This window comes from Zooshikella harenae (assembly GCF_018837975.1).
Lineage (GTDB): Bacteria > Pseudomonadota > Gammaproteobacteria > Pseudomonadales > Zooshikellaceae > Zooshikella > Zooshikella harenae.
This window is the reverse complement of sequence record NZ_JAGSOY010000020.1, coordinates 58686-80210: the sequence shown is the minus strand read 5'-3', so window position 1 is coordinate 80210 and position 21525 is coordinate 58686. Positions and strand designations below refer to the sequence as shown.

Annotated in this window: 19 protein-coding genes and 1 riboswitch; of the genes, 11 read left to right on the top strand and 8 right to left on the bottom strand. The window is 39.5% G+C overall.

What is annotated here, in order from left to right; genetic code table 11:
- The 6 genes from KCG35_RS10590 to KCG35_RS10565 form a co-directional block, all read left to right on the top strand.
- The coding region (locus KCG35_RS10590) for a hypothetical protein (protein ID WP_230409127.1) at positions 1-495 on the top strand (495 nt) is incomplete at its 5' end.
- Between the two features lie 31 nt (positions 496-526).
- A complete protein-coding gene (locus tag KCG35_RS10585; protein ID WP_215819663.1) occupies positions 527-1663 on the top strand; it encodes a saccharopine dehydrogenase C-terminal domain-containing protein in 1137 nt (378 codons plus the stop codon).
- 30 nt (positions 1664-1693) lie between these two features.
- Positions 1694-2773: a saccharopine dehydrogenase gene (locus KCG35_RS10580; RefSeq protein WP_215819662.1), complete on the top strand. Its 1080-nt coding sequence runs from the start codon at positions 1694-1696 to the stop codon at positions 2771-2773.
- Between the two features lie 5 nt (positions 2774-2778).
- Positions 2779-3927 carry a saccharopine dehydrogenase C-terminal domain-containing protein gene (locus tag KCG35_RS10575; RefSeq protein ID WP_255561961.1) on the top strand — a complete coding sequence of 383 codons (1149 nt, stop codon included), beginning with the start codon at positions 2779-2781 and terminating at the stop codon, positions 3925-3927.
- A gap of 111 nt (positions 3928-4038) precedes the next feature.
- Complete coding sequence (locus KCG35_RS10570; protein ID WP_215819660.1) at positions 4039-4224, top strand: hypothetical protein; 186 nt, start codon at positions 4039-4041, stop codon at positions 4222-4224.
- Positions 4221-5123 carry a DMT family transporter gene (locus tag KCG35_RS10565; RefSeq protein ID WP_215819659.1) on the top strand — a complete coding sequence of 301 codons (903 nt, stop codon included), beginning with the start codon at positions 4221-4223 and terminating at the stop codon, positions 5121-5123. The genes KCG35_RS10570 and KCG35_RS10565 overlap by 4 nt, the downstream gene beginning before the upstream one ends.
- Positions 5124-5155: 32 nt before the next feature.
- On the opposite strand, the gene KCG35_RS10560 is transcribed toward KCG35_RS10565, so the two are convergent.
- Positions 5156-5545, bottom strand: a complete 390-nt coding sequence (locus KCG35_RS10560; protein ID WP_215819658.1) for a hypothetical protein — start codon at positions 5543-5545, stop codon at positions 5156-5158.
- A gap of 73 nt (positions 5546-5618) precedes the next feature.
- Positions 5619-6017, bottom strand: a complete 399-nt coding sequence (locus KCG35_RS10555) for a hypothetical protein (protein ID WP_230409126.1) — start codon at positions 6015-6017, stop codon at positions 5619-5621.
- 503 nt (positions 6018-6520) lie between these two features.
- A riboswitch (molybdenum cofactor riboswitch) is annotated at positions 6521-6652 on the top strand.
- On the opposite strand from KCG35_RS10555, the gene moaA reads away from it, so the two are divergent.
- On the top strand, positions 6641-7615 hold the full coding sequence (moaA, locus tag KCG35_RS10550) for a GTP 3',8-cyclase MoaA (RefSeq protein ID WP_215819657.1): 975 nt from the start codon (positions 6641-6643) through the stop codon (positions 7613-7615). It overlaps the preceding riboswitch by 12 nt.
- A 59-nt stretch (positions 7616-7674) precedes the next feature.
- Positions 7675-7929, top strand: coding sequence for a molybdopterin converting factor subunit 1 (moaD, locus tag KCG35_RS10545; RefSeq protein ID WP_215819656.1), 255 nt, complete (start codon positions 7675-7677; stop codon positions 7927-7929).
- A 55-nt stretch (positions 7930-7984) separates the two neighbouring features.
- On the opposite strand, the gene narI is transcribed toward moaD, so the two are convergent.
- Genes narI through KCG35_RS10525 form a run of 4 tightly spaced genes read right to left on the bottom strand, consistent with a single transcriptional unit; the run spans position 7985 to position 14741 of the window.
- Positions 7985-8671, bottom strand: a complete 687-nt coding sequence (gene narI, locus KCG35_RS10540; RefSeq protein WP_215819655.1) for a respiratory nitrate reductase subunit gamma — start codon at positions 8669-8671, stop codon at positions 7985-7987.
- Positions 8668-9453: a nitrate reductase molybdenum cofactor assembly chaperone gene (gene narJ / locus KCG35_RS10535; RefSeq protein WP_215819654.1), complete on the bottom strand. Its 786-nt coding sequence runs from the start codon at positions 9451-9453 to the stop codon at positions 8668-8670. Before narJ ends, narI begins: the two co-directional genes overlap by 4 nt.
- A gap of 3 nt (positions 9454-9456) precedes the next feature.
- The gene (gene narH / locus KCG35_RS10530; RefSeq protein WP_215819653.1) at positions 9457-10989 is read right to left on the bottom strand and encodes a nitrate reductase subunit beta; all 1533 of its coding nucleotides are present in this window, start codon (positions 10987-10989) and stop codon (positions 9457-9459) included.
- Between the two features lie 14 nt (positions 10990-11003).
- Positions 11004-14741: a nitrate reductase subunit alpha gene (locus tag KCG35_RS10525; protein ID WP_215819652.1), complete on the bottom strand. Its 3738-nt coding sequence runs from the start codon at positions 14739-14741 to the stop codon at positions 11004-11006.
- 432 nt (positions 14742-15173) lie between these two features.
- Here KCG35_RS10525 and KCG35_RS10520 point away from each other — a divergent pair, with 432 nt between their 5' ends.
- Positions 15174-17009 (top strand): histidine kinase, encoded by a 1836-nt coding sequence (locus KCG35_RS10520; RefSeq protein ID WP_215819651.1) that lies wholly within the window; start codon positions 15174-15176, stop codon positions 17007-17009.
- A gap of 131 nt (positions 17010-17140) precedes the next feature.
- Here the strand turns inward: KCG35_RS10520 and KCG35_RS10515 are convergent, their stop codons facing one another.
- A complete protein-coding gene (locus KCG35_RS10515; RefSeq protein WP_215819650.1) occupies positions 17141-18754 on the bottom strand; it encodes an MFS transporter in 1614 nt (537 codons plus the stop codon).
- Positions 18755-19147: 393 nt separating this feature from the next.
- Between KCG35_RS10515 and narL the strand changes: the two genes are divergently transcribed.
- Entirely contained in the window at positions 19148-19795 is a 648-nt protein-coding gene (gene narL / locus KCG35_RS10510) for a two-component system response regulator NarL (protein ID WP_215819649.1), read from the top strand.
- Positions 19796-19862: 67 nt separating this feature from the next.
- Positions 19863-21098, top strand: a complete 1236-nt coding sequence (moeA, locus tag KCG35_RS10505) for a molybdopterin molybdotransferase MoeA (protein WP_215819648.1) — start codon at positions 19863-19865, stop codon at positions 21096-21098.
- Positions 21099-21172: 74 nt separating this feature from the next.
- Here moeA and KCG35_RS10500 read toward each other — a convergent pair whose 3' ends face one another.
- Positions 21173-21499: a protease inhibitor I42 family protein gene (locus KCG35_RS10500; RefSeq protein ID WP_215819647.1), complete on the bottom strand. Its 327-nt coding sequence runs from the start codon at positions 21497-21499 to the stop codon at positions 21173-21175.
- Positions 21500-21525 lie beyond the last annotated feature (26 nt).

The following is a 21525-nucleotide window of genomic DNA, read 5'->3' as shown; positions in this document are numbered from 1 at the left end:
AAGTTGAATGTAATACTAAAACCATTTAGGAAGTTCACTGAAATACAAAAAGTTAGTAATGGTTATAACGTAATATATCAAAATATGGAAACCCATGAGTTAGTACTTGCTGAAGCTGATGCAGTTATTTTTGCAACTGGATTTGAAAATAAATTTCCAAGTGTGTTAAGTGAGATTTCAGACTTATTACATTTAGGTGATGATGAGCAACCATTAAAAGTGGGCAGTAATTTTGAAGTCTCGTGGGAGTATGGCCATTTAAACACTATTTATGTTCAAAATATGTCTCGATTCTCGCACGGGCCTTGGGAGTCCAACATAAGTTTAGCTGCCTGGCGTTCAGGAAAAATTGTTAATCATTTAACGCAGGGTAATTCGTATCCAATGCTAAACGTCAATGATAGTCCTTTTGTGTCTTGGAGAGATTCTGTCCGGAATGACTATCATGCGTTAACAAACGATCAGCTAAACTATGTTGAAACGATGAGTGCCTGATTTACAAATCGTAAGCTGGATTAAATGTTAAATGGATAATAAACATATTGCCATCATAGGTTGTGGTGCTATGGGGAAATCTATCGCATCACTGTTATCAATTGAAAAAGAAGTAGCTAAATTACTACTTTGTGATCTTTCTGATGATGCATTACATGCAATTGAACAAAGCATAAAAAACATTTCAGATATTGAAGTGATTATGTGTAATAATATTTTACACAATAGACATCTATTAGCTGATGTTGATGCCATAGTGCTTAGTTTAGCCTGGCCATTGGCATGGAGGTATATTCAAGATCTTGCAGGACTGAAAAAACCTATTGTTTCTATCACTCGACCTAATTACTCAGTTTTTGACTCTCTACAAGATTTCTCACAATGCCCTTTATCTTTACCAATAGGTCTTGAACCAGGGCTAACTGAAATAGTTATAGATCTCAGTCTAAAAAAGTTCGGTAAATTGGATGATTTATTATTATATTGTGGTGGTTTTGTGGATCCTCCACCTGGACATTTTCCGTACCGTTGTGCTTTTGGCGACTCAGTTCCGATTAAAGCAGATGAAGCTTTTTATATTGAAAACAATAACGTAAGACAATCACCAAAATATGATCATGTAGAAGAAATATTTATCAACGAGTTAGGTTTTTTAGAGGCGTATCGTGATGGCCTTATGCCATGGATTGCGGATAAATACAAAGATTTAGTTACAAATTTAGAGCAAAAAACCCTTAGACACCGTGGCTTTTGTTCTCAAGTGCGTAACTTGAAACAGCTAGGCTTTCTTTCAGACCAATCGATTAAGGTAGATGATCATAATGTTGATATTTTAGCGTTTACTCGACGTGTATTAGCTCAACGAAAAGTCAGCCTTTCCGAAGTAGAACGTGATATTACACTATTAAAGGCCCTGGCAAAAAAGGGAGAGGATAAAAGTAGTCTTACCATAACTTCTAGTTATTGTTCCAAATATAATCTTACGTCTATGGGTATGATGACGGCTTCTGTTTTGACCCATTATTTACTGGCGTTTATTGATCATATTGGAATAGACAATAAGTATTACCATCCTCATGAGTATTACCACGATGATAGCGCTAAACAATCATTATTTAACTATATGCGATCTTTGGGGGTACACATTGAAGGTGACTTAATAACCTGATTTATTTGAAATAGTAAGGAATTGACAATTATGATTAGGATTTGTCTACGCGCTGAAACAAAAAAATTTGAAAAGCGCTCACCTTTATCGCCAGAATCAGCTAAAACACTCATTGATCGGGGATTTCATATATACGTTGAAGAGTCTAAAGAAAGGTGTTTTGATATTGATTGTTTTAGGAGTGTTGGATGTAGCATCATACCTAGTGATGCTTGGATAGATTTGCCGAGTGATTTTTATATTTTAGGCTTAAAAGAACTACCAGAAACGTTATCTAAATTAAAACATAAGCATATCTATTTTGGTCATGCTTTCAAAGAGCAAGTTGGCTGGAAAAAGTTGCTCGAAAAATATAAACGTGGTGGTGGATCACTTATTGATATGGAGTTTTTGACATCAAGTGAGGGGAGAAGAGTTGCTGCATTTGGCTACTGGGCAGGTTATTGTGGTGCTGCGTTAGCAGTCATGAATTGGTGTAAGCAACAGCTCAATGATCGTGGTTTTTTATCTTTCATTTATTCATTTAAAAACCGTGATACTTTATCTGAAGAGCTTAATAAACAGTATGCATTGGCCCGAAAAAGAACGGCATCCATACCTAGCGTAGTCGTAATAGGCTATAAAGGACGTTGTGGAACTGGTGCAACAGACCTTTTGAGTCAGTTAGGTATTACACCGGTTTTATGGGATATTGAAGACACTAAAGGTAAGGGACCTTTAATAGAAACATTAGGGCAAAATATATTGATTAACTGTTCCTTAGTTATGCCTGATACCGAACCGTTTCTCCTGCCAGAACACGTTAATACTTTAGATAGAAAATTAAGTGTTATATGCGATGTAAGCTGTGATCCAACGAGTCCGTATAACCCTTTACCTATATATTCAAAAACTACTACGTTTAACAATCCAATACAGAGTTTAAGTAAAAATGATAACCTGTTGGATTTGATCGCTATCGATCATTTGCCATCGCTATTACCACTGGAATCTAGCTTAGATTTCTCTGATCAACTGCTAGGCACCCTGTTACAACTTGGGCAAAATGATTGCTATGAATTGAATGCTGCTATCTCAAAATTTCATGCTGTATTAGCAATGCTGGAGTAATTGATATGTCAACGATACATTGGTTAGGTACAGGTTTGTCATCTATTCCTGGTTTAAAATCACTAATAAAAAATAATCATAATGTCATTGTCTGGAATCGCTCTAGACAAAAAGCTATTAAACTACTGGAAGGCATTTCAGGAAATTATACTGTAAAAACCTTAGTTTTATCAGATTTACAGGAAATCATTAACGTTAATGATATTGTTGTCTCCATGTTGCCTAGCGTGATGCATATTGAAGTCGCTAAACTTTGCTTAAACTACAAGGCACACTTTGTATCAAGCTCTTACCTCAGTAAAGAAATGCTGGCACTTAATGAACAGGTTGAAAGGTTAGGATTATGTTTTGTTAATGAGATCGGTTTAGATCCTGGTTTAGACCACGTTTTTGGAAAATTACTGGTTTCTGAATTCAAACAAGAAGGCTTAGAATCACCAGATAATTCATATTTTTTTAAATCGTATTGTGGTGGGTTTCCAAAAAATAAAAATGATTTTTGCTATCAATTTAGTTGGTCTCCATTAGGGGTATTGAAAGCATTAAAAGCAACCGCTAAATATGTACAGTATGGTATACTGAGAGAATCAAAACAACCATATAAAGAGATTCATTCTTATTCTCCAGTATCAAAAATTACCAATGAAACGTTCGAAGCTTATGGTAACCGGAATTCACTTGACTATATAAAGGATTATAATATCCCTGATGACTGGCAACTACAAGAATTTATCCGTGGTACGCTTAGATTATCAGGCTGGTCTAAGGCATGGAAAAATGTTTTTTCTATAGTAGAAAATTCAATGAGTACAGGTAATGACTTTGCGCTTGAAAAACTAAGCGAGGAACTAAAAGAGAAGTACACTTACAGTCAAGATGAATATGATAGAGTTGTGCTAAGTGTTGAACTCAAAGTGGTAAGGCAAACTAAGAAAATCTGGCATAAAAGTTACTTCATTGATGCAACAGGAACTGCAGATGCGTCCGCAATGTCCAGGCTTGTTTCGTTACCAGTCAGTTTTGCTGTAGAGTCTGTGTTGTTTGGTGAGATTAGCCCGGGTGTCTCGGGTGCACCAAACACATTGGCCCATAACTTGATCAGAAGGTTAGAGCAAACAGGAGAAAAAGTGGAGTATATTGATGCTTTGGCATAGAAGACAATGTTCGTCACCAGACCCTATACGGAACTCTAGGGGGAGTATAATACAGCAATAGATGTACTATGTACGTCTACGCGGCAGGGCTGAGTCAGTAATAAATGAAGAATGATCAATAGTAAACAACGGTTAGATGACAGACAGTGTTACCAATTCATTCGACAGGCTCGCTGGCATAAAGGGCACCAGGACTTAGAGGAGAAAGCGCGTGACTTACAAAGGTATCTCATTGAAGAACGTACGTTAAATGAGCGTTTTTCAATAAATGACTGGACATCAAAACAAGTAGCATGATTAGATTATTAGGAAAGTTTTCGCCTGTTCTCTTTTTAGTGATGTGGAGTAGTGGGGCAATTTTTGTAAAGCTGGGATTAACTAGCGCATCTGTATGGTCTTTTTTAGCGGTACGAGCAACAGGAGCACTGCTTCTGTTGCTCGTCATCATTGGTATCTTTTTTCGTTCAGTATTCACAGAATTAAGACATTTAACTAAGAAAGACCTTTCTAGCTTATTCTTTACAGGGCTTTTGTTACAAGGAGCGTATCAAAGCTGTTTCTTCCTGGCGATTTATAATGGTTTGTCTCCTGGCGTGTTGGCATTAGTGCTAGGTTTGCAGCCGATGTTGACCCCCATTGTGGGGAGGGAGCAAATAGGATTATCCAGATATATTTTTCTGTTGATAGGGCTTTTAGGGCTGACAATTGCTATTGTCGGGGCACAAGATACAAGCCATATCACCGTATGGGGTATCGTGTTTGGTTTATTATCGGTACTTGCAATTACTATCGGCTCTGTACATCAAAAGAAAAGTAACCAACCGCCACTCATTTCTGCATTTTTACAATACTGTGCAGCATCTGTTTTGTTTGTAACGATTATTTTACTTGTGGGCTGGAATGCAAACATTGACACTAATTTTATCATAGCCTCTTCATGGATGATTGTTATAGTTTCTGTAGGTGCCGTGCTACTGTTATTATTTATGTTGCAGAAGGAGGCTGCTAGCAAGGTAAGCGTTTTATTTTATTTTGTACCCATTTTAACCATGTTGTTTGATTACCTTGTTTTTGATACACAATTATCATGGGTTATCGTGATAGGGACTACCATTGTACTTGCTTCAATTTATCTTTATAGGTTACCTGATACTAGACCACACTTACTCAGTGTAGAGCCTAAAGGGCACCGCTAAAAATGCACTTTTTTCGTGATAGCGATGTCATATTAAGCGCTTTTAATTGTTAGGGCTGTCACAACTCCCCATATCCAGTTGAAAAAGAAGACAAATGCAGGGGTTAGCAGACCCAATTCTATCCCTCCTATTCCTTTATCTGCTTTTACAGGAAAAACAATCAAAAGCTGAACGGCTGTGGGTAGTAGGCTTAAAATAGAACCTTTCAGTAAAATATTTTTTTGTAAAAAGGGTAAAAAAAAGAAAATTCCCCATATTCCTCCCCAAACAACCCTTGGATATAGCCACGCTGGAGTTAAGTGGGGTGTAATAGATACCCCAAGAGAGGTTGTGATACCCAATTGTCCACATAACCACAAAGTTAAACTATTAGCCAAAGCCCCTAGACAACCAGCCGCAAAGAAAACCAATAATTTATTCATAATATTATTTTTACCCTATTTTTCGAAGTTCTGATATTACTTTTAGGTTGGTAAAAGGTGAAACAGCGTTTTTTTAAACTGTTAATTTAATATCCTCGTCTTGTAATAAAAAAAGCGTTAGGCAAGCGGCTAACATTGGCCAGGCAGCAAAGAACAGTAAGTGGACTCCATCAAAAGGTGTTAAGTATTGTTTCAAGGAAGATAAAGTTGAGATAGTGTGAAATAACAATACAGCACCGTAACTATATTTTTTTTGCAGACCAAGTAAAAACATGAAAAGAATAAGCATTTCTACAGCGCCGAGTGTATACATAAGAAAAGGCTCAAAGCTTGGTAAAAAGTAAAACTTTTTGTAGACGTGTGCAGCATGAACAGGGTTTATAAATTTATCAAGTGTCCACATAAACATGACCAGAAAAACCGTAAAGCGAAGACCGACAAGTGATAGTTGAAGCTTTTCTTTCATATCCATTTGAGCTTTATTCTCCTATGTAATGTTTTACCTTGAGTGGTTTTCTAATATATACAGCTTAATTAGTATGTATTAATCTGACGCTGCCTTCAGGTGTTTATTGAGTTTGGTCAAGAAATACCGAAGTAAAAAAATAACGTTTACTCGGGAATACCCATTTATAGGTACTAAGGTCGGAGCTTGTTAAATCTTTATTGATGCTTTTTAAGTGTGCTTTCCTTAGTTAATTGGCATGGCGTTTCGATATAGGTATAGTTTCTTCTTGCGGGGAAGTCTACAACTATATAGGTACAGGCATTGCTTTTTGACATGGTAATGAAATATTTAGTGATAACTCGTGTTCTCATTGATAGAGGCGCAGTATGCTAGGTATATGTTTATAGGCTTCATTATGGATGTGCGATTTGCACCATAGCCATGACTCATTATACTTAGCGCTAGGGTGAGTAACTGTCAATGACCCACAGTGAAGGGTTTTTTAAGAGTGTACCCCTAAAATTTTTAATGCGTCAAAACTCCGAGCTTTTACACCTAAACCGCACTGGCATGGTGTACTGGCCGTGGTTTTTACCACTGGGTTATGTGAGAAATCAGATAGCCTCCCGAATTTGGAAAGGTGTTTTATGCTACAAGATTCATTTGGCCGTCGTTTTTACTATTTACGGCTTTCTGTAACAGATGTTTGCAATTTTCGTTGTAACTACTGTTTACCTGATGGTTTTCAATGTGACAAGTCTACTCCCGACTTTTTATCCTTAAAAGAAATAGGTGTATTTGCTAAGGCTTTTGCCGTCTTGGGTACGGAGAAAATACGCCTCACAGGAGGAGAACCTGCCTTGCGACGGGAGTTACCCGACATAATTGCACAATGTAAGCAAATAGAAGGAATCAAAAAAGTTGCTGTCACTACCAATGGTTACAACTTACCTTCTGTAATAAGCTCATGGCATGACGCAGGATTGGATGCATTGAATGTCAGTATCGACAGCTTAAATCCTGCCAACTTTAAGAAAATAACAGGCCATGATCGCTTGCATAAAGTGTTAGCAGGCATTGAACGTGCACAATCTTTGGGGATTCGCTCCATAAAGGTTAATGCTGTTCTATTAAAGAACGATAACGCCACAGAGATTGATCAGTTTATTGACTGGCTTAAAAATCAGCCTGTCACGCTACGGTTTATTGAGTTGATGCAAACAGGAGACAATGAAGTTTTTTTTAAAGAGCAGCATGTAAATGGTGCTTCAATTATTGCAAAATTGCTAAAACAAGGCTGGCAACCCATTATTAAAACCCATGATGCGGGTCCTGCTGAAGAGTTTTGGCATCCTGACTATCAGGGGCGTATAGGGGTGATCAGACCTTACAGTAAAGACTTTTGTAAAAGCTGTAATCGTTTACGCATTTCGGCGCTTGGTAAGCTGCACTTATGCCTGTTTGCCAATGAGGGGATTGATTTAAGGGAATATGCTCAAACAGGTGATGTGGAACAGCTCGCAATGGCTATTACTCGTCTTATTACGGGTAAAACCCCCAGTCATTTATTACATCAAGGACATTCTGGGATGATTCAACACCTTTCTATGCTTGGTGGATAAGGTTAGATGGATAATTGTCAGCTTACAGATTTTATTGATTACTTTTATTGGGTCTCAGTATGATTCAGGTACTTTTTTTTGGACAACTGCGTGAGCAGCTAGGTTGTGAAGAATTAACCATCGATTTAAATAAATTACCCGCTAAAACGATTGATGAATTAATTGAACTATTAAGTCAACGAGGAGAGCGTTGGCAACAATTATTGCAACAAAAAACCACGTTAGTTGCGTGTAATCATGAAATGGTGAAGCGAGAGGCAAGCATTAAAATGGGGGATGAAATCGCATTTTTTCCACCAGTGACTGGGGGGTAAACATTACCGTATAAATAGTGATTTTATGAGTCTACTTATACGGCAATCAAAACGTTTAGCGAACTCTGGCTCTCACTAATTGATAGCGTCGGTTCAAGTAGCTTACGGGTACACTCCAAATATGAACTAAACGGCTAAAAGGAAATACTAAAAATAATGTCATACCGAGCCACACATGTAGCTTATAAATCCAGTGAACACTCGCAATAGATAAAGCAGCATCGTTTGCCTGGAAGGTGACAATTGACTGTGCCCAGTTCATTAATTTAAGCATTTCCTGCCCATCCATATGGCCTGCCGACACAAAAATACTGAGCAAACCCAAGACTAGCTGAGCCAATAATAACCAAAGAATAGTAAAGTCCATGATGTTGGTATTGGCGCGAACACGAGCGTTTGTGAGGCGACGTCTAATAAGAATGATTAACCCAGCCAAGCAGACTAAACCAAAGATGCCACCTAGTAACATGGCAATTAATTGTTTGAAGCTGGTTGATATACCTAATACATGCCACACAGCTGTGGGTGTCAGTAATCCCACAAAATGTCCAAGCAAAATCATAATGATGCCAACATGAAATAAAATACTACCTCGTCGTAGCTGGCGACTTTCAAGTATTTGGCTGGAACTGGTTTTCCAAGTATATTGATCGCGGTCATAACGAATTAAGCTACCAAGAAAAAATATACTTAAAGCAATATAAGGATAAATGGCAAATAACAACGTATTGATATAATTCATGGCTGCTCTCCTTCCACAGTGTGTACTGTAGATGTAGTCGATATTGGCGACGTCTCCTGTTGCCAGTTAACAGCTAAATAGTGGTCTTTACGCTGAGCTTCAGTAGGGCGAAACTGAGTGTTAGCGCAATGGGGCGTTTGTTTATGATTAGCGACACTGGACAAGGCATCCTGGTGACCAAAACTTATCGCCTCTTCTTCCCAGACTTTGTCAATGGCCTCAGGTGTATCATCTTTGGCTTCGTCTGCGATCTGACGTTGTATTGCCGTTAAATCGACACTGACTTGCGCAAAAGTAAGTAAGGCTTTAAATAAAAGGTGATACTGGCTTTGGCGTTGTTGTAAACGAACTGCTAACACGCTGAGAATATGTGCAATATCATGCAACCATTCTGTAGCCTGTTGTTTGCCCTGGGTTGATACAAACTCAAGATAAAGTGGTAAAAAGTCGGGTAATTCTTGTTTATTGAGCTGTAGTCCGGCTTGATGATACTGGTCTAACAAATTCACCATGGCTTGACCACGATCACGGGATTCACCATAAGTATGTTCAAATAAGTGCAAGGAGAGTGAGCGGCTGCGATCGAACAGCCCTTCATACTCACTTTGCCAGTCCAGCAATGGGTAGGATGAATAGTGATCAAGAAAAGACAACACATCTTGCTTAGCTTTTTCATCTAAAGATAAGTCTTGTCGGATGAATTGATAAATTTCATCCATATTATTCATAATATCATGAGTGGGGTAATCCAGTAGTCGGGCGAGAATAATAAGGTTTTTCATCGCTTACTCCTTGATTACTACTGGAATTATATTGCGTGATGTCGTTGTTTTACCGCCAAACAGGTTGACATGGTTATCACCTGTACTACAACCATTACCAAAACTAAATCCGCAACCATTTTTTAGGTCATAAGCGTTTTCTGCATATTCTCGATGGCTAGTGGGAATAACAAATCGATCCTCATAATTGGCAATAGCCATATAGCGGTACATGCTTTCAACAGATGCTTCATCCAAACCGACTTGCTGTAGTACATCGTTATCATTGACTTGGTCGACATGTTTAGCTCGCATGTAGGCACGCATAGCGATCATTCTTTCTAAAGCACGTATAACGGGTTGCTCTTCTCCTGCGGTTAATAAATTGGCTAAGTATTTGATGGGAATACGCAATGATTTAAGGTCAGGAATTTCACCGGTTTTACCCACATAGCCTGCTTCTACAGCGGTTTGAATAGGACTAAGCGGGGGGACATACCATACCATCGGTAGTGTACGGTATTCGGGGTGTAGGGGTAAGGCAACTTGCCAGTCTATTGCCATTTTATAAACAGGGGATTGTTGAGCTGCTGTGATCCATGCTTCTGGAATACCTTCTTGGCGAGCGGCTTTTATCACCTCAGGGTCATTAGGATCTAAAAATAAATCACATTGCGCCTGATATAAGTCTTGCGTTTTTTCTGTACTGGCAGCTTGATGGATTTGGTCTGCGTCGTACAATAAAACACCGAGATAGCGAATTCGGCCAACGCAGGTTTCTGCACATACGGTAGGTTGCCCACTTTCGATGCGAGGATAGCAAAAAATACATTTCTCTGATTTTCCGCTTTTCCAGTTGTAGTAGATTTTTTTATAGGGGCAAGCCGACACACACATGCGCCAGCCACGGCATTTATCTTGATCAATCAGAACAATACCATCTTCTTCACGTTTATAAATGGCACCACTAGGGCAAGAGGCGACACAGGAAGGGTTCAGGCAATGTTCGCACAGGCGAGGTAAATACATCATAAATGTATTTTCAAATTGACCATACATGTCAGCCTGAATTTGTTCGAAATTTTTATCAGCACGTCGTTTGGAAAATTCCACACCTAAAATTTCTTCCCAGTTGGGACCGGATGTTATTTTTTCCATTCGTTGCCCACTGATTAATGAGCGAGGGCGTGCAGTAGGTGGGTGGTTGCCCGATTTGGCTTGGTGTAAATGTTGATAATCAAAATCAAATGGTTCGTAATAATCATCAATTTCAGGCAGGGCAGGATTAGCGAAAATGTTGGCCAGTATTTTTCGTTTACTGCCCATTTTGGGCGTAATGCTACCGTTGCTATGGCGTTGCCAGCCACCTTGCCATTTTTCCTGATTTTCCCATTGTTGGGGGTAGCCCACGCCTGGTTTGGTTTCGACATTGTTAAACCAGGCATATTCCATACCTTCGCGGGAGGTCCAGACATTTTTACAAGTCACTGAGCAAGTATGGCAGCCAATACATTTATCAAGATTGAGCACCATGCCAATTTGTGCACGTATTTTCATGGTTTAAACTCCCGTTACTCGTTATCTAGCCAGTCGACATGATGCATTTTTCTCACGACAACAAATTCATCGCGATTACAACCAACCGTACCGTAATAATTAAAACCATAGGCTTGTTGTGCATAACCACCAATCATATGGGTCGGTTTCATTACGGCACGGGTGACGGAGTTATGAATACCTCCTCTGGTTTTTGTTAATTCTGACCCGGGGGTATTGATGATTTTTTCCTGGGCGTGATACATCATTGCCATACCCTCAGGAACGCGTTGTGAGACGACTGCGCGTGCTGAAATGGCACCATTAATATTGAAAACTTCAATCCAGTCGTTATCCTCAATATTGGCCTTTTGGGCATCTGTTTCACTCATCCAGACGATGGGACCACCGCGGGATAATGTCAGCATGAGTAGATTGTCAGAGTAGGTACTGTGTATGCCCCATTTTTGGTGAGGCGTAATCCAGTTTAATAAAATTTCTGGGTGGCCATTTGTTTGTTGTTGATAGACGTCATCTATCGTTTTTAAATTAATAGGAGGTTTATATAAACACTGGGTTTCGCCAAAATCGCGCATCCATTCATGGTCTTGATAAAATTGTTGACGGCCGGTGAGGGTTCGCCAGGGAATAAACTCATGGACATTGGTATAGCCTGCATTGTAACTAACGTGTTCATCTTCTAAGCCTGACCAGGTGGGAGAAGAAATAATTTTACGGGGTTGAGCAACAACATCATGAAAGCGAATTTTTTCATCGGCTTTAGGGTTTGCTAAATGAGTATGATCGCGTCCAGTCACTTTACTTAACTCTGCCCATGCTTTGACGGCTACCTGACCATTGGTTTCGGGCGCAAGTGTTAAAATAACTTCAGCAGCATCAATCGCACTATTGATTTTAGGGCGTTGATGACGCGGGCTGTCCTCTGTATAGGTCTGATTTAACTTACTTAATAATTCAACCTCAGTTGTGGTATTCCAGGAAATGCCTTTGCCGCCATTGCCTAGCTTTTCCAATAAAGGCCCAAGTGAAGTGAAACGATTATAGGTATTAGGATAATCACGCTCTACAACAACCATATTCGGCGCGGTTTTTCCGGGAATTAATTCGCACTCTTTTTTCCACCAGTATTTTACGCCGAAGGGTTGTGCTAATTCAGCCGGTGTATCATGTAAAATGGGAACAGTGACTAAATCTTTTTCAACGCCTAAATGGCCTTCAACAACCTGACTGAACTGTTTGGCGATCCCTTTAAAAATATCCCAATCACTGCGTGCTTCCCAGGCAGGATCAACGGCTTTGGTCAGAGGATGAATAAAGGGGTGCATGTCAGAGGTATTTAAATCGTCTTTTTCATACCAGGTGGCGGTGGGCAGAACGATGTCAGAATATAAACAGGTAGTAGACATACGAAAGTCGAGGGTAACCAGTAAATCAAGTTTGCCCTCAGGAATTTCATCTCGCCAGGTAATATCCTCAGGCTTTTCGCCCCCCGTTTCCCCAAGGTCTTTATTCATTAGTCCATGGCGTGTACCCAATAAATGCCGGAGCATGTACTCATGCCCTTTGCCTGAGGAGCCTAATAAATTAGAACGCCAGATAAAAAGATTTCGAGGGTAATTTTGCGGATTATCCGGATCTTCACAGGCAAATTTTAATTGGCCTGAGGTTAATAGGTTGCGGGTGTAGTCTATGGGATCTTGTTGATGTGAAGTTGCATCACGTGTTAACTGAAGAGGGTTTATCCCCAGTTGAGGTGCTGAAGGTAGCCACCCCATACGTTCAGCACGGCTGTTATAGTCAATAATGGATCCTTGCCATTTTTCAGCGTTGGCTAAGGGCGAAATCACCTCCGACATGTGTAGTCTTTCATAGCGCCATTGATCTGAATGGTTGTAAAAAAAGGAAGTACCATTCATTTGACGAGGTGGTCGCTGCCAGTCTAAAGCAAATGCCAGTGGTAGCCAGCCCGTTTGTGGTCGAAGTTTTTCTTGACCAACATAATGTGCCCAACCGCCACCACTTTGCCCCACACATCCGCAAAGCATCAGCATATTAATGAGTCCACGGTAATTCATATCCATGTGATACCAGTGGTTTAATGCGGCACCAACGATGATCATTGACCGGCCTTGGGTTTTATCCGCTGTACGGGCAAATTCTCTTGCTACGCGAATAACATCAGCTCGGGGAACACCTGTAATTTTTTCTTGCCAGGCGGGGGTGTAAGGAATATCACTGTCATAATTACTGGCAGTATTAGCATCGTTGTAGCCATTATCGATACCATAATTGGCGACAGTTAAATCAAATACGGTAGCGACTTTAACCTGCTGGCCATTGGCAAGTGTAATGTTTTTTATGGGGACTTTTCTGGCGAGACGTTCTTCGTGTTGTGTATGCTGAAAGTAGCCGTGTTCATGTTGCTGGCTGCCAAAATAAGGAAATAAAACATCGGCAAGTTGGTCATGATTTGTTTTCAGGCTCAGTAATAAAGTGGTGTTTTGTCCTGTTTGGCTATTAACAGGTTCAATATTCCATTTACCTTGTTCCCCCCAGCGAAAACCAATAGAACCATTGGGAGCTACTAATTGCTGAGTATCCTGATCAATGCCTATGGTTTTCCACTCAGGGTTATTATTTTGACCTAAATGATCATCTAAATCAGATGCTCTTAAAAAACGACCTTGAATAAATGCCGATTTATCACTCTGCTGATATTCATCGAGAATAACCAACATCGGCATATCAGTATAACGTCGAATATAATCCGAAAAATAGGCACTGGGTTGCTGTAAGTGAAACTCTTTCAAAATAACATGTCCAAAGGCCATCGCCAGTGCAGCGTCAGTCCCTTGTCGAGGCGCTAACCAACTGTCGGCAAATTTTGAGCATTCGGAATAATCAGATGTAATGACACAGGTTTTTGTCCCTTTATAGCGAACTTCAGTAAGAAAGTGAGCGTCAGGGGTGCGCGTTTGTGGCACGTTAGAACCCCAGACAATAATGTAGTTGGCGTTATACCAATCAGCCGCTTCAGGCACATCGGTTTGTTCACCCCAAATTTGAGGGGAAGCTGGAGGTAAATCACAGTACCAGTCATAAAAACTAAGACAGTTGCCGCCAATAAGTGACAGATAGCGTGCACCAGCAGCATAAGACACCATTGACATGGCTGGAATGGGAGAGAAGCCTGTAATGCGATCAGGACCATATTGTTTGGCCGTATAGACATTGGCTGCTGCAATCAGAGTATTCACTTCCTCCCAACTGGCACGGACAAAGCCTCCCATGCCGCGTTGCTGCTTATAACTTTTTGCTGAACTAGGGTTTTCGACAATGCTTTGCCAGGCATTCACAGGATCATCGTGCTGGCTTAAGGCTTCACGCCAAAGCTGTAGCAACTGTTGGCGAATTTTAGGGTATTTTAGGCGGTTAGCACTGTACATATACCATGAGTAGCTGGCACCACGTGGACAGCCGCGAGGTTCATGATTAGGTAAGTCGGGGCGTGTTCTTGGGTAATCAGTTTGCTGAGTTTCCCATGTGACAAGACCATCTTTAACGTAGATTTTCCAACTACAAGATCCTGTACAGTTGACACCATGTGTTGAACGAACAATTTTATCGTGTTGCCAACGGCGGCGGTAACCATCTTCCCATTGACGATTTGCTGTGGTGGTTTCACCATGTCCATTAGAAAATGTTGATTTTTTTTGTTTGAAAAACAGTAACCTGTCAAGAAAATGGCTCACTGTGAACTCCTCAACGGCAGGTTGAAATGCTTAAATTAATGTCGCTAGTAACAGTTTTTTCTATGCTCAAGAAATAAGTGAGCGATAGGCGCTGTCTTCTTAGTTGCGTTATAAAAATATTTATTTGATAAAACTAATTACTTTCATCTTTAATTGTTGTGCTTTTTTTTGTTAGGGCGGTTACTAGTAAGTGTAAGGAGCAGAGCATGTAACAAATTGATATACATCAAAAGTTTTTCTTGGCAGATAAACAGTATAGGGGTATTTATACTCATTAAGAGGTAGAAAAAGATAGAGAAATAGTGAGTTTTTTAAGCAATATACCGTGTTTTATCATAATAAAATGGGAGAAGCGAAGCATTGTGGTTTTTTGGTGGTATGCCCATCGTAGTAGAGTGTATATTCAATAACGATTAAGTAGAGAACAGTAAAATGCTACAGCACTTTCAAAAATCGATCACTTTTCGTATGGGTGCCATGATGACCATGTTGGTATTGCTGGCTTTGCTTACAATACTTGCATCTTACTTAATTTCAGAAAGTACTGATCATGATGCTGAAGCTGTCAACATAGCAGGATCATTACGTATGCAAAGCTATAGGTTGTTGAATGTGGTAGTGGGTAATGCAATAGGTATGCAAGTGAAACAACCTGTTAATCAGTACATGGATGATTTTAATCAAAGTTTGACGGCTCCAGCTTTATTACAAGCACTTGATGATAAAAATTCATTGCTAAGTAAACAATATACTGTCGTTAAACAGCAATGGTTTGATGATATTAAGAGGCAACTTGAAAAAGAAAATTATAAGACCCCTCTACAGCTTGATAAATTACAGAATAAAGTTGAAGCATTTGTAGAAGAGATTGATCAGTTAGTTAAGTTGTACCAGCTTTTGGCAGAAAGGAAAATTGATACACTACGATTTATTCAAATAGTTGCATTGTTTTCCATAGTATCATTAGCTTATTTTTCAGTGAAAATTTTAAATAAGCATGTTACACGGCCTTTGCAGCAATTAACATATTGTGCGCGTAAGATAGGTGAGGGTGATTTTTCGCAGAATATTGATTTGAGCCACGATGATGAATTGGGCTTATTAGCGAAAACCATCAATACAATGTGCGTTGATATTTCACAAATGTATAGCCATCTGGAACAACGAGTTACTGATAAAACGGAAGCATTGAATAGAAGTAATCAAACACTGAATTTTCTTTACCAGGTTGCCTGTGATATTAATGAAAAAAGTAAAAGTTATTTTTCATTTGAGTGCTGGCTAGAAAGTTTGTCTGATATTATCAATGTTGATGCGATAGATATATGTTTGAAAGCCTCAGATGCGCAGATACCTTATGAGCATTTTAGCACCCATTCCTCTACTAGCACTTGTAGTCCAGTCGATTGCGAGCAATGTATGTCTTCTGAGGGGTACTTTGTAACGCCCGCAGATTGCCCTAAAATTCACTACCCATTAATAAAAGATAATAATCATTATGGTGTGTTAGTGTTTACCTTAAAAGACCACTGTGAACTGGAGGCATGGCAGCATCAAGTGGTAAAGTCATTTGCAAGTCAAGTTGCTGTAGCACTTAGTCTGAGGGGGCAAATGCATCAGGAAAGGCGAATGGCATTAATGAATGAGCGAACGGTTATTGCTAGAGAGCTACATGACTCTATTGCACAAGCACTGTCTTATTTAAAGATTCAGGTGACACGATTAAAACGAGCTTTACCTGAAGAGCATCAACCACCTCATATTGTGGATATTGTCACTGAATTAAGAGAAGGCATTACATCAGCTTACCAACAACTGAGAGAATTATTAACGACATTTCGTCTACAAATTCCAGAGCAGGGGCTATCGGCAGCTTTAGAACAAACAGTTAAACAAGCCTCTGAACAGCAGCCTAATTTTGATATTAAGCTAGACTATCAAATCCACCATTTACCATTAACCCCTAATGAAGAAATCCATTTATTACAGCTTATACGAGAAGCTGTACAGAATGCGGTACATCACTCACAAGGTAATTGTATACAAATATCATTGGCTTTAAATGATCCTCAACATATTAATATTTCGATCATAGATAATGGAATAGGTATTAAGGATTATCCAGACAAACTCAATCATTATGGTTTAGCGATCATGCGTGAACGAAGTCGACACCTGAAGGGAATGCTAGAAATTAAGCGCTTAAAAGAGGGGGGGACAGGGGTTTTCTTTGAGTTTATACCTGACTGTTTACAAGAAAAAAAATAGATTTTTCGTGTTTTTAAATAATTGTCAGCAAAGGGGGCGCTTTACTGACAATATATTCTTTACTATATGCCCTTCGCTGTGGGTATTATAATTTTTTATTACTCCTAAAAATGAATCACGATTGGTATAGATCAAGGGTTGTAAAATTCGCCGTTTTTGCGTAGGTAAAACCAATAATTGATAATGACACAAACAGCATAGAATATTGCAAACCCAATGAGGGCAACTTCTGGTGTGGTTGCGGTAATTTGTTCGCCAATAACTTGTGGTATATAGAATGCCCCATAAGCGGCTACCGCAGACGTCCATCCTAACACTGGTCCTGCTTGCTCTTTAGGGAAAACCATGGCAATGGTACGAAATGTTGAACCATTTCCTATGCCTGTTGCAGTGAACAAAACAAGAAATAAAATGAAGAAGGGAACAAAGAAGTTTTCAGGTGTCGCAGAATTATAAGCTGCCTGCATGTAATAGGCGACCCCTAGCGCGCTGATGACCATAATAATAGAACAGAACTGAGTTACTATTGCGCCACCAACCTTATCTGCTATCCAGCCCCCTACGGGACGAATGAGCGCACCGATAAAAGGTCCCATCCAGGCATACATGAGTGCACTTGGACCATTAGGATTTGCGGCATCATGGGTCATCTGACCATCAACCATGATATGGCTGTAACCAAATATGACTTTGATAGCTAAAGGGAAAGCCGCAGCGTAGCCAATGAAGCTGCCAAAGGTCATGGTGTAAATAATACTCATAACCCAGGTATGTTTATTATTAAATATTTTATACTGACGGGATAAGCTTGTTTTAATTTGCCCAGGCAAGTTTTTTAACGCAAAAACAGTAGCCGTGATCACGCCAATGAGTACAATTTCTTTTGGGACACCCCAGCCAGAGCCGTTAGCCGATTCTGGTAGCATTAACCATAACCCTAATCCTGCTGTAAGAAAACCGATGATAAACATAAAGGTTATTTTGGTGAATGCACTTGATGTACTGCCTATATCTGGAGACACTTCGGGAGTACACAAATTATTCATACCAAACCAGCCTAGAAAAGCGAGAGGGATCAGTAGGAGCAGCCAAACGTAACCAGCATTTTGTATCCATGTCTCCGAGCCTGCAGAAATTTTTCCTATCAGAGTACCCGAGCCATTGATTAATACCATAGGCTCACCTCCAAGTGCACCAAATGCACCAAAGGTCATGAATAAGGGTACGACAATCTGCATTGTTGTGACGCCAAAGTTACCTAGTCCTGCATTAAGGCCAAGTGCAAGGCCTTGCTTCTTTTTAGGAAAGAAAAAGCTAATATTTGACATTGAAGAGGCAAAGTTACCACCTCCGATACCTGATAAGAGTGCTAAAAGCTGGAATATCCAGAGGGGGGTATTTTTATCCTGTAAGGCCATTCCAGTTCCCAAAGCAGGAATAACTAACAAAACAGTTGTGAAGAAAATAGTATTTCGTCCACCACATAAACGAATAAAAAAACTGCTAGGAATACGTAATGTTGCGCCTGTTAAACCGGCGATAGCCATCAGAGTGAAAAGTTCAGCTTTAGCAATAGGAAAGCCTAAATTTAACATCTGAACAGTAATAACACCCCAATATAACCAAACAGCAAATCCACATAGTAATGATGGAATCGAAATCCACAGGTTTCTCGTTGCAATATTTTTGGCTGAGTTTTCCCATTGTTGGGTATCTTCAGGGTTCCAATGTGATATATCAGTCATAGCAATCTCCCCCATTAATGAGGCATAACGAAATGTAAACTGACTATGAGTGGATGGTGAGTATGGGACAATGCCTAGAAAGGGGTAGACCGCTTTTCTAATGATCAATGAAGAGAATACATTTTTTTATATTAGTAATAAATTAAGAAGGCCGTATTACCGTTTGTAGAATGCAATGTGTTAATTTGATAACATGCAAAACAAAGTTAAAAATACTTACTAAGGGGTATAAAAACTATTCACATAAGGGATAAGACCCCTTATCTACTATAATAGTTATTAGTCATAATGCTGATGTAGATCAAAAGTTAGTCATAACCTAAATGAAATGCTTTATGACAAATTTGGACAATAAATATTATATCCATAAAAAAATGTCTAGAGATTAACGTAATGCCTTCTGAAGTTGCTACTATTTTAATGGTTGATGATCATCCTTTGTTTAGGAAAGGATTAAAACAGTTACTCGAACTAGAGGATAGTCTGAAAATTATAGCTGAGTGCAGTAAGGGACAGGATGCTCTTGAGATTGTAAAAAATAATGAACCAGATTTAATTTTATTAGACCTGAATATGCAGGGCTTAGACGGCTTAGAAACGCTTAGGATGATGAGGGCGCAGGGGGTTGCTGCTCGTATCATTATGCTAACTGTTTCTGATAACGATGCAGACGTCATTCAGTGTATTCGAGCGGGGGCTGATGGTTACTTATTAAAGGATATGGAGCCTGAAGATATCCTTGATAAAATAAAGCAAGTCGTTTTGGGCAGGATGGTGATTAGTGAGCGCTTAGCAGAAGTGTTGGCAACTGCACTGCGCAAGCCAGATCGTTCTGATGATAACCTGTTGGCAACACTCACTAGTCGAGAGTATGAAATACTCATGCGCATTGCCCAAGGGTATAGTAACAAAATTATTGCACGAGAGTTGGGTATTTCTGATGGAACGGTAAAAGTCCATGTAAAACATCTTTTAAAGAAGTTGAATATGCGCTCACGTGTTGAAGCTGCGGTATGGATGGTTAACAAACAAAAAAATTAAAAAATTGATATAACTAATAGTGAAGAGTATACAAATTGTCTGAATATTGTTGGGTAAGGTGATTTATATGAGTTGTTGTAATCAGCCAGGACTGATACCTGTAGATGAGGCAGTCAATATGCTCTTAGCTGCTGTAGACACCCTTACAGATTATGAGTCAGTGTCATTGTTAAATGCGATCAATCAGTACTTAGCTCAACCGATATATGCTCAAATGGATAGCCCTGCGTGGAATAATTCGGCTATGGATGGTTATGCTATTAATTTCAAATGCTTTCACCAAGATCAGCCATTTACGTTAGTAGGTAAAGCTTTTGCAGGCCATCCTTACCAAGGTACTGTTGAGCCTGGGCAATGTGTGCGAATTATGACTGGAGCACCTATACCTAATGGAACGGATACCGTTGTAATGCAGGAAAAGGCCCAAGAAGTAAGTCCTGGAAAAGTCATTTTTTCAGGAACGGTTACACAAGGTGATCATATTAGAATACAGGGAGAGGATATTAAACAAGGAAAATTATTATTCCCAGTAAAACATAAATGTGCTGCAACTGATATTGGCTTCATGGCTGCTCAGGGTATTTCAACCGTTAGCGTTTACCGAAGGTTAAAGATTGGATTAATTTCTACGGGGGATGAGCTTAAGCCTTTAGAGGCAACACTTAAAATGGGTGATATTTATGATAGTAATCGTTACATGCTACTTGTTTTATTAGCAAAAATCGGCTGTGATGTACATGATTTTGGTATTGTTGCAGATGATCCTCAATTATTAAGAGATACTTTAATTGAAGCGAGGGACCTGTGTGATGTTATTATAACATCTGGAGGGGTTTCTGTCGGAGAAGCCGATTATATTAAAGATATTATTAGTGAATTGGGTGAGTTACACCTTTGGAAGGTGGCAATAAAACCTGGAAAACCTTTCGCATATGGTAAGTTGTCACAGACGTTATTTTTGGGATTACCTGGTAATCCAGTATCAGCTTTGGTTACATTTTATAAATTAGCATTACCAGCCATTACTAAAATGCAAGGTGGAGATTATCAGCCACCAATGCACTTATTAGCAAATATCACTCATGATTTACGTAAACGACCAGGGCGTGCCGAGTATATCCGTGCTCATTATACAACCAATAGCGTGGGAGCGTTAATGGTAACATCTACAGGTTTGCAAGGTAGTGGAATTATGTCTTCATTAACTGACGCTAACTGTTTTATAGTACTTGATGAGGGGCAAGGAAATGTGAGCTCTGGTGAGAAAGTGAAGGTTGAATTTTTTCAACCTCCCTTATTGTAAAAGCGTTTATTCTTGATATAAATAAAAATTTGTCATTCTTACTAAAAAAGTGTTTTTAGCATTATTATGACGAATTAACTTTTTACTTCAATGGTAATTCGAACACTTTTTACTGGTTTAATGCCGCCTGGGGGATAAAGTTGAAAGAGCACTTGGCCTTCTCCAGGCTTAACGGCTTCAAATTGCCAAACGACACTTCCAGGCACACCTACCGCTAATACACTTGGATGTAAGACAATGCGTTTGACAAGCTTATAAATACCCGAATTGTCGACTACACACTTCCACGAATAGCCTGTTGATCCACCATTGTTATCAACAATGAACCATGCTTGCTCGCCACCAACACTAAGGCTATTAATAAAGTTTTCTTTTAGTAGTATACCCGATCCTTCTTTCATAATGTGGTATCCCTGCTTTTATCAGA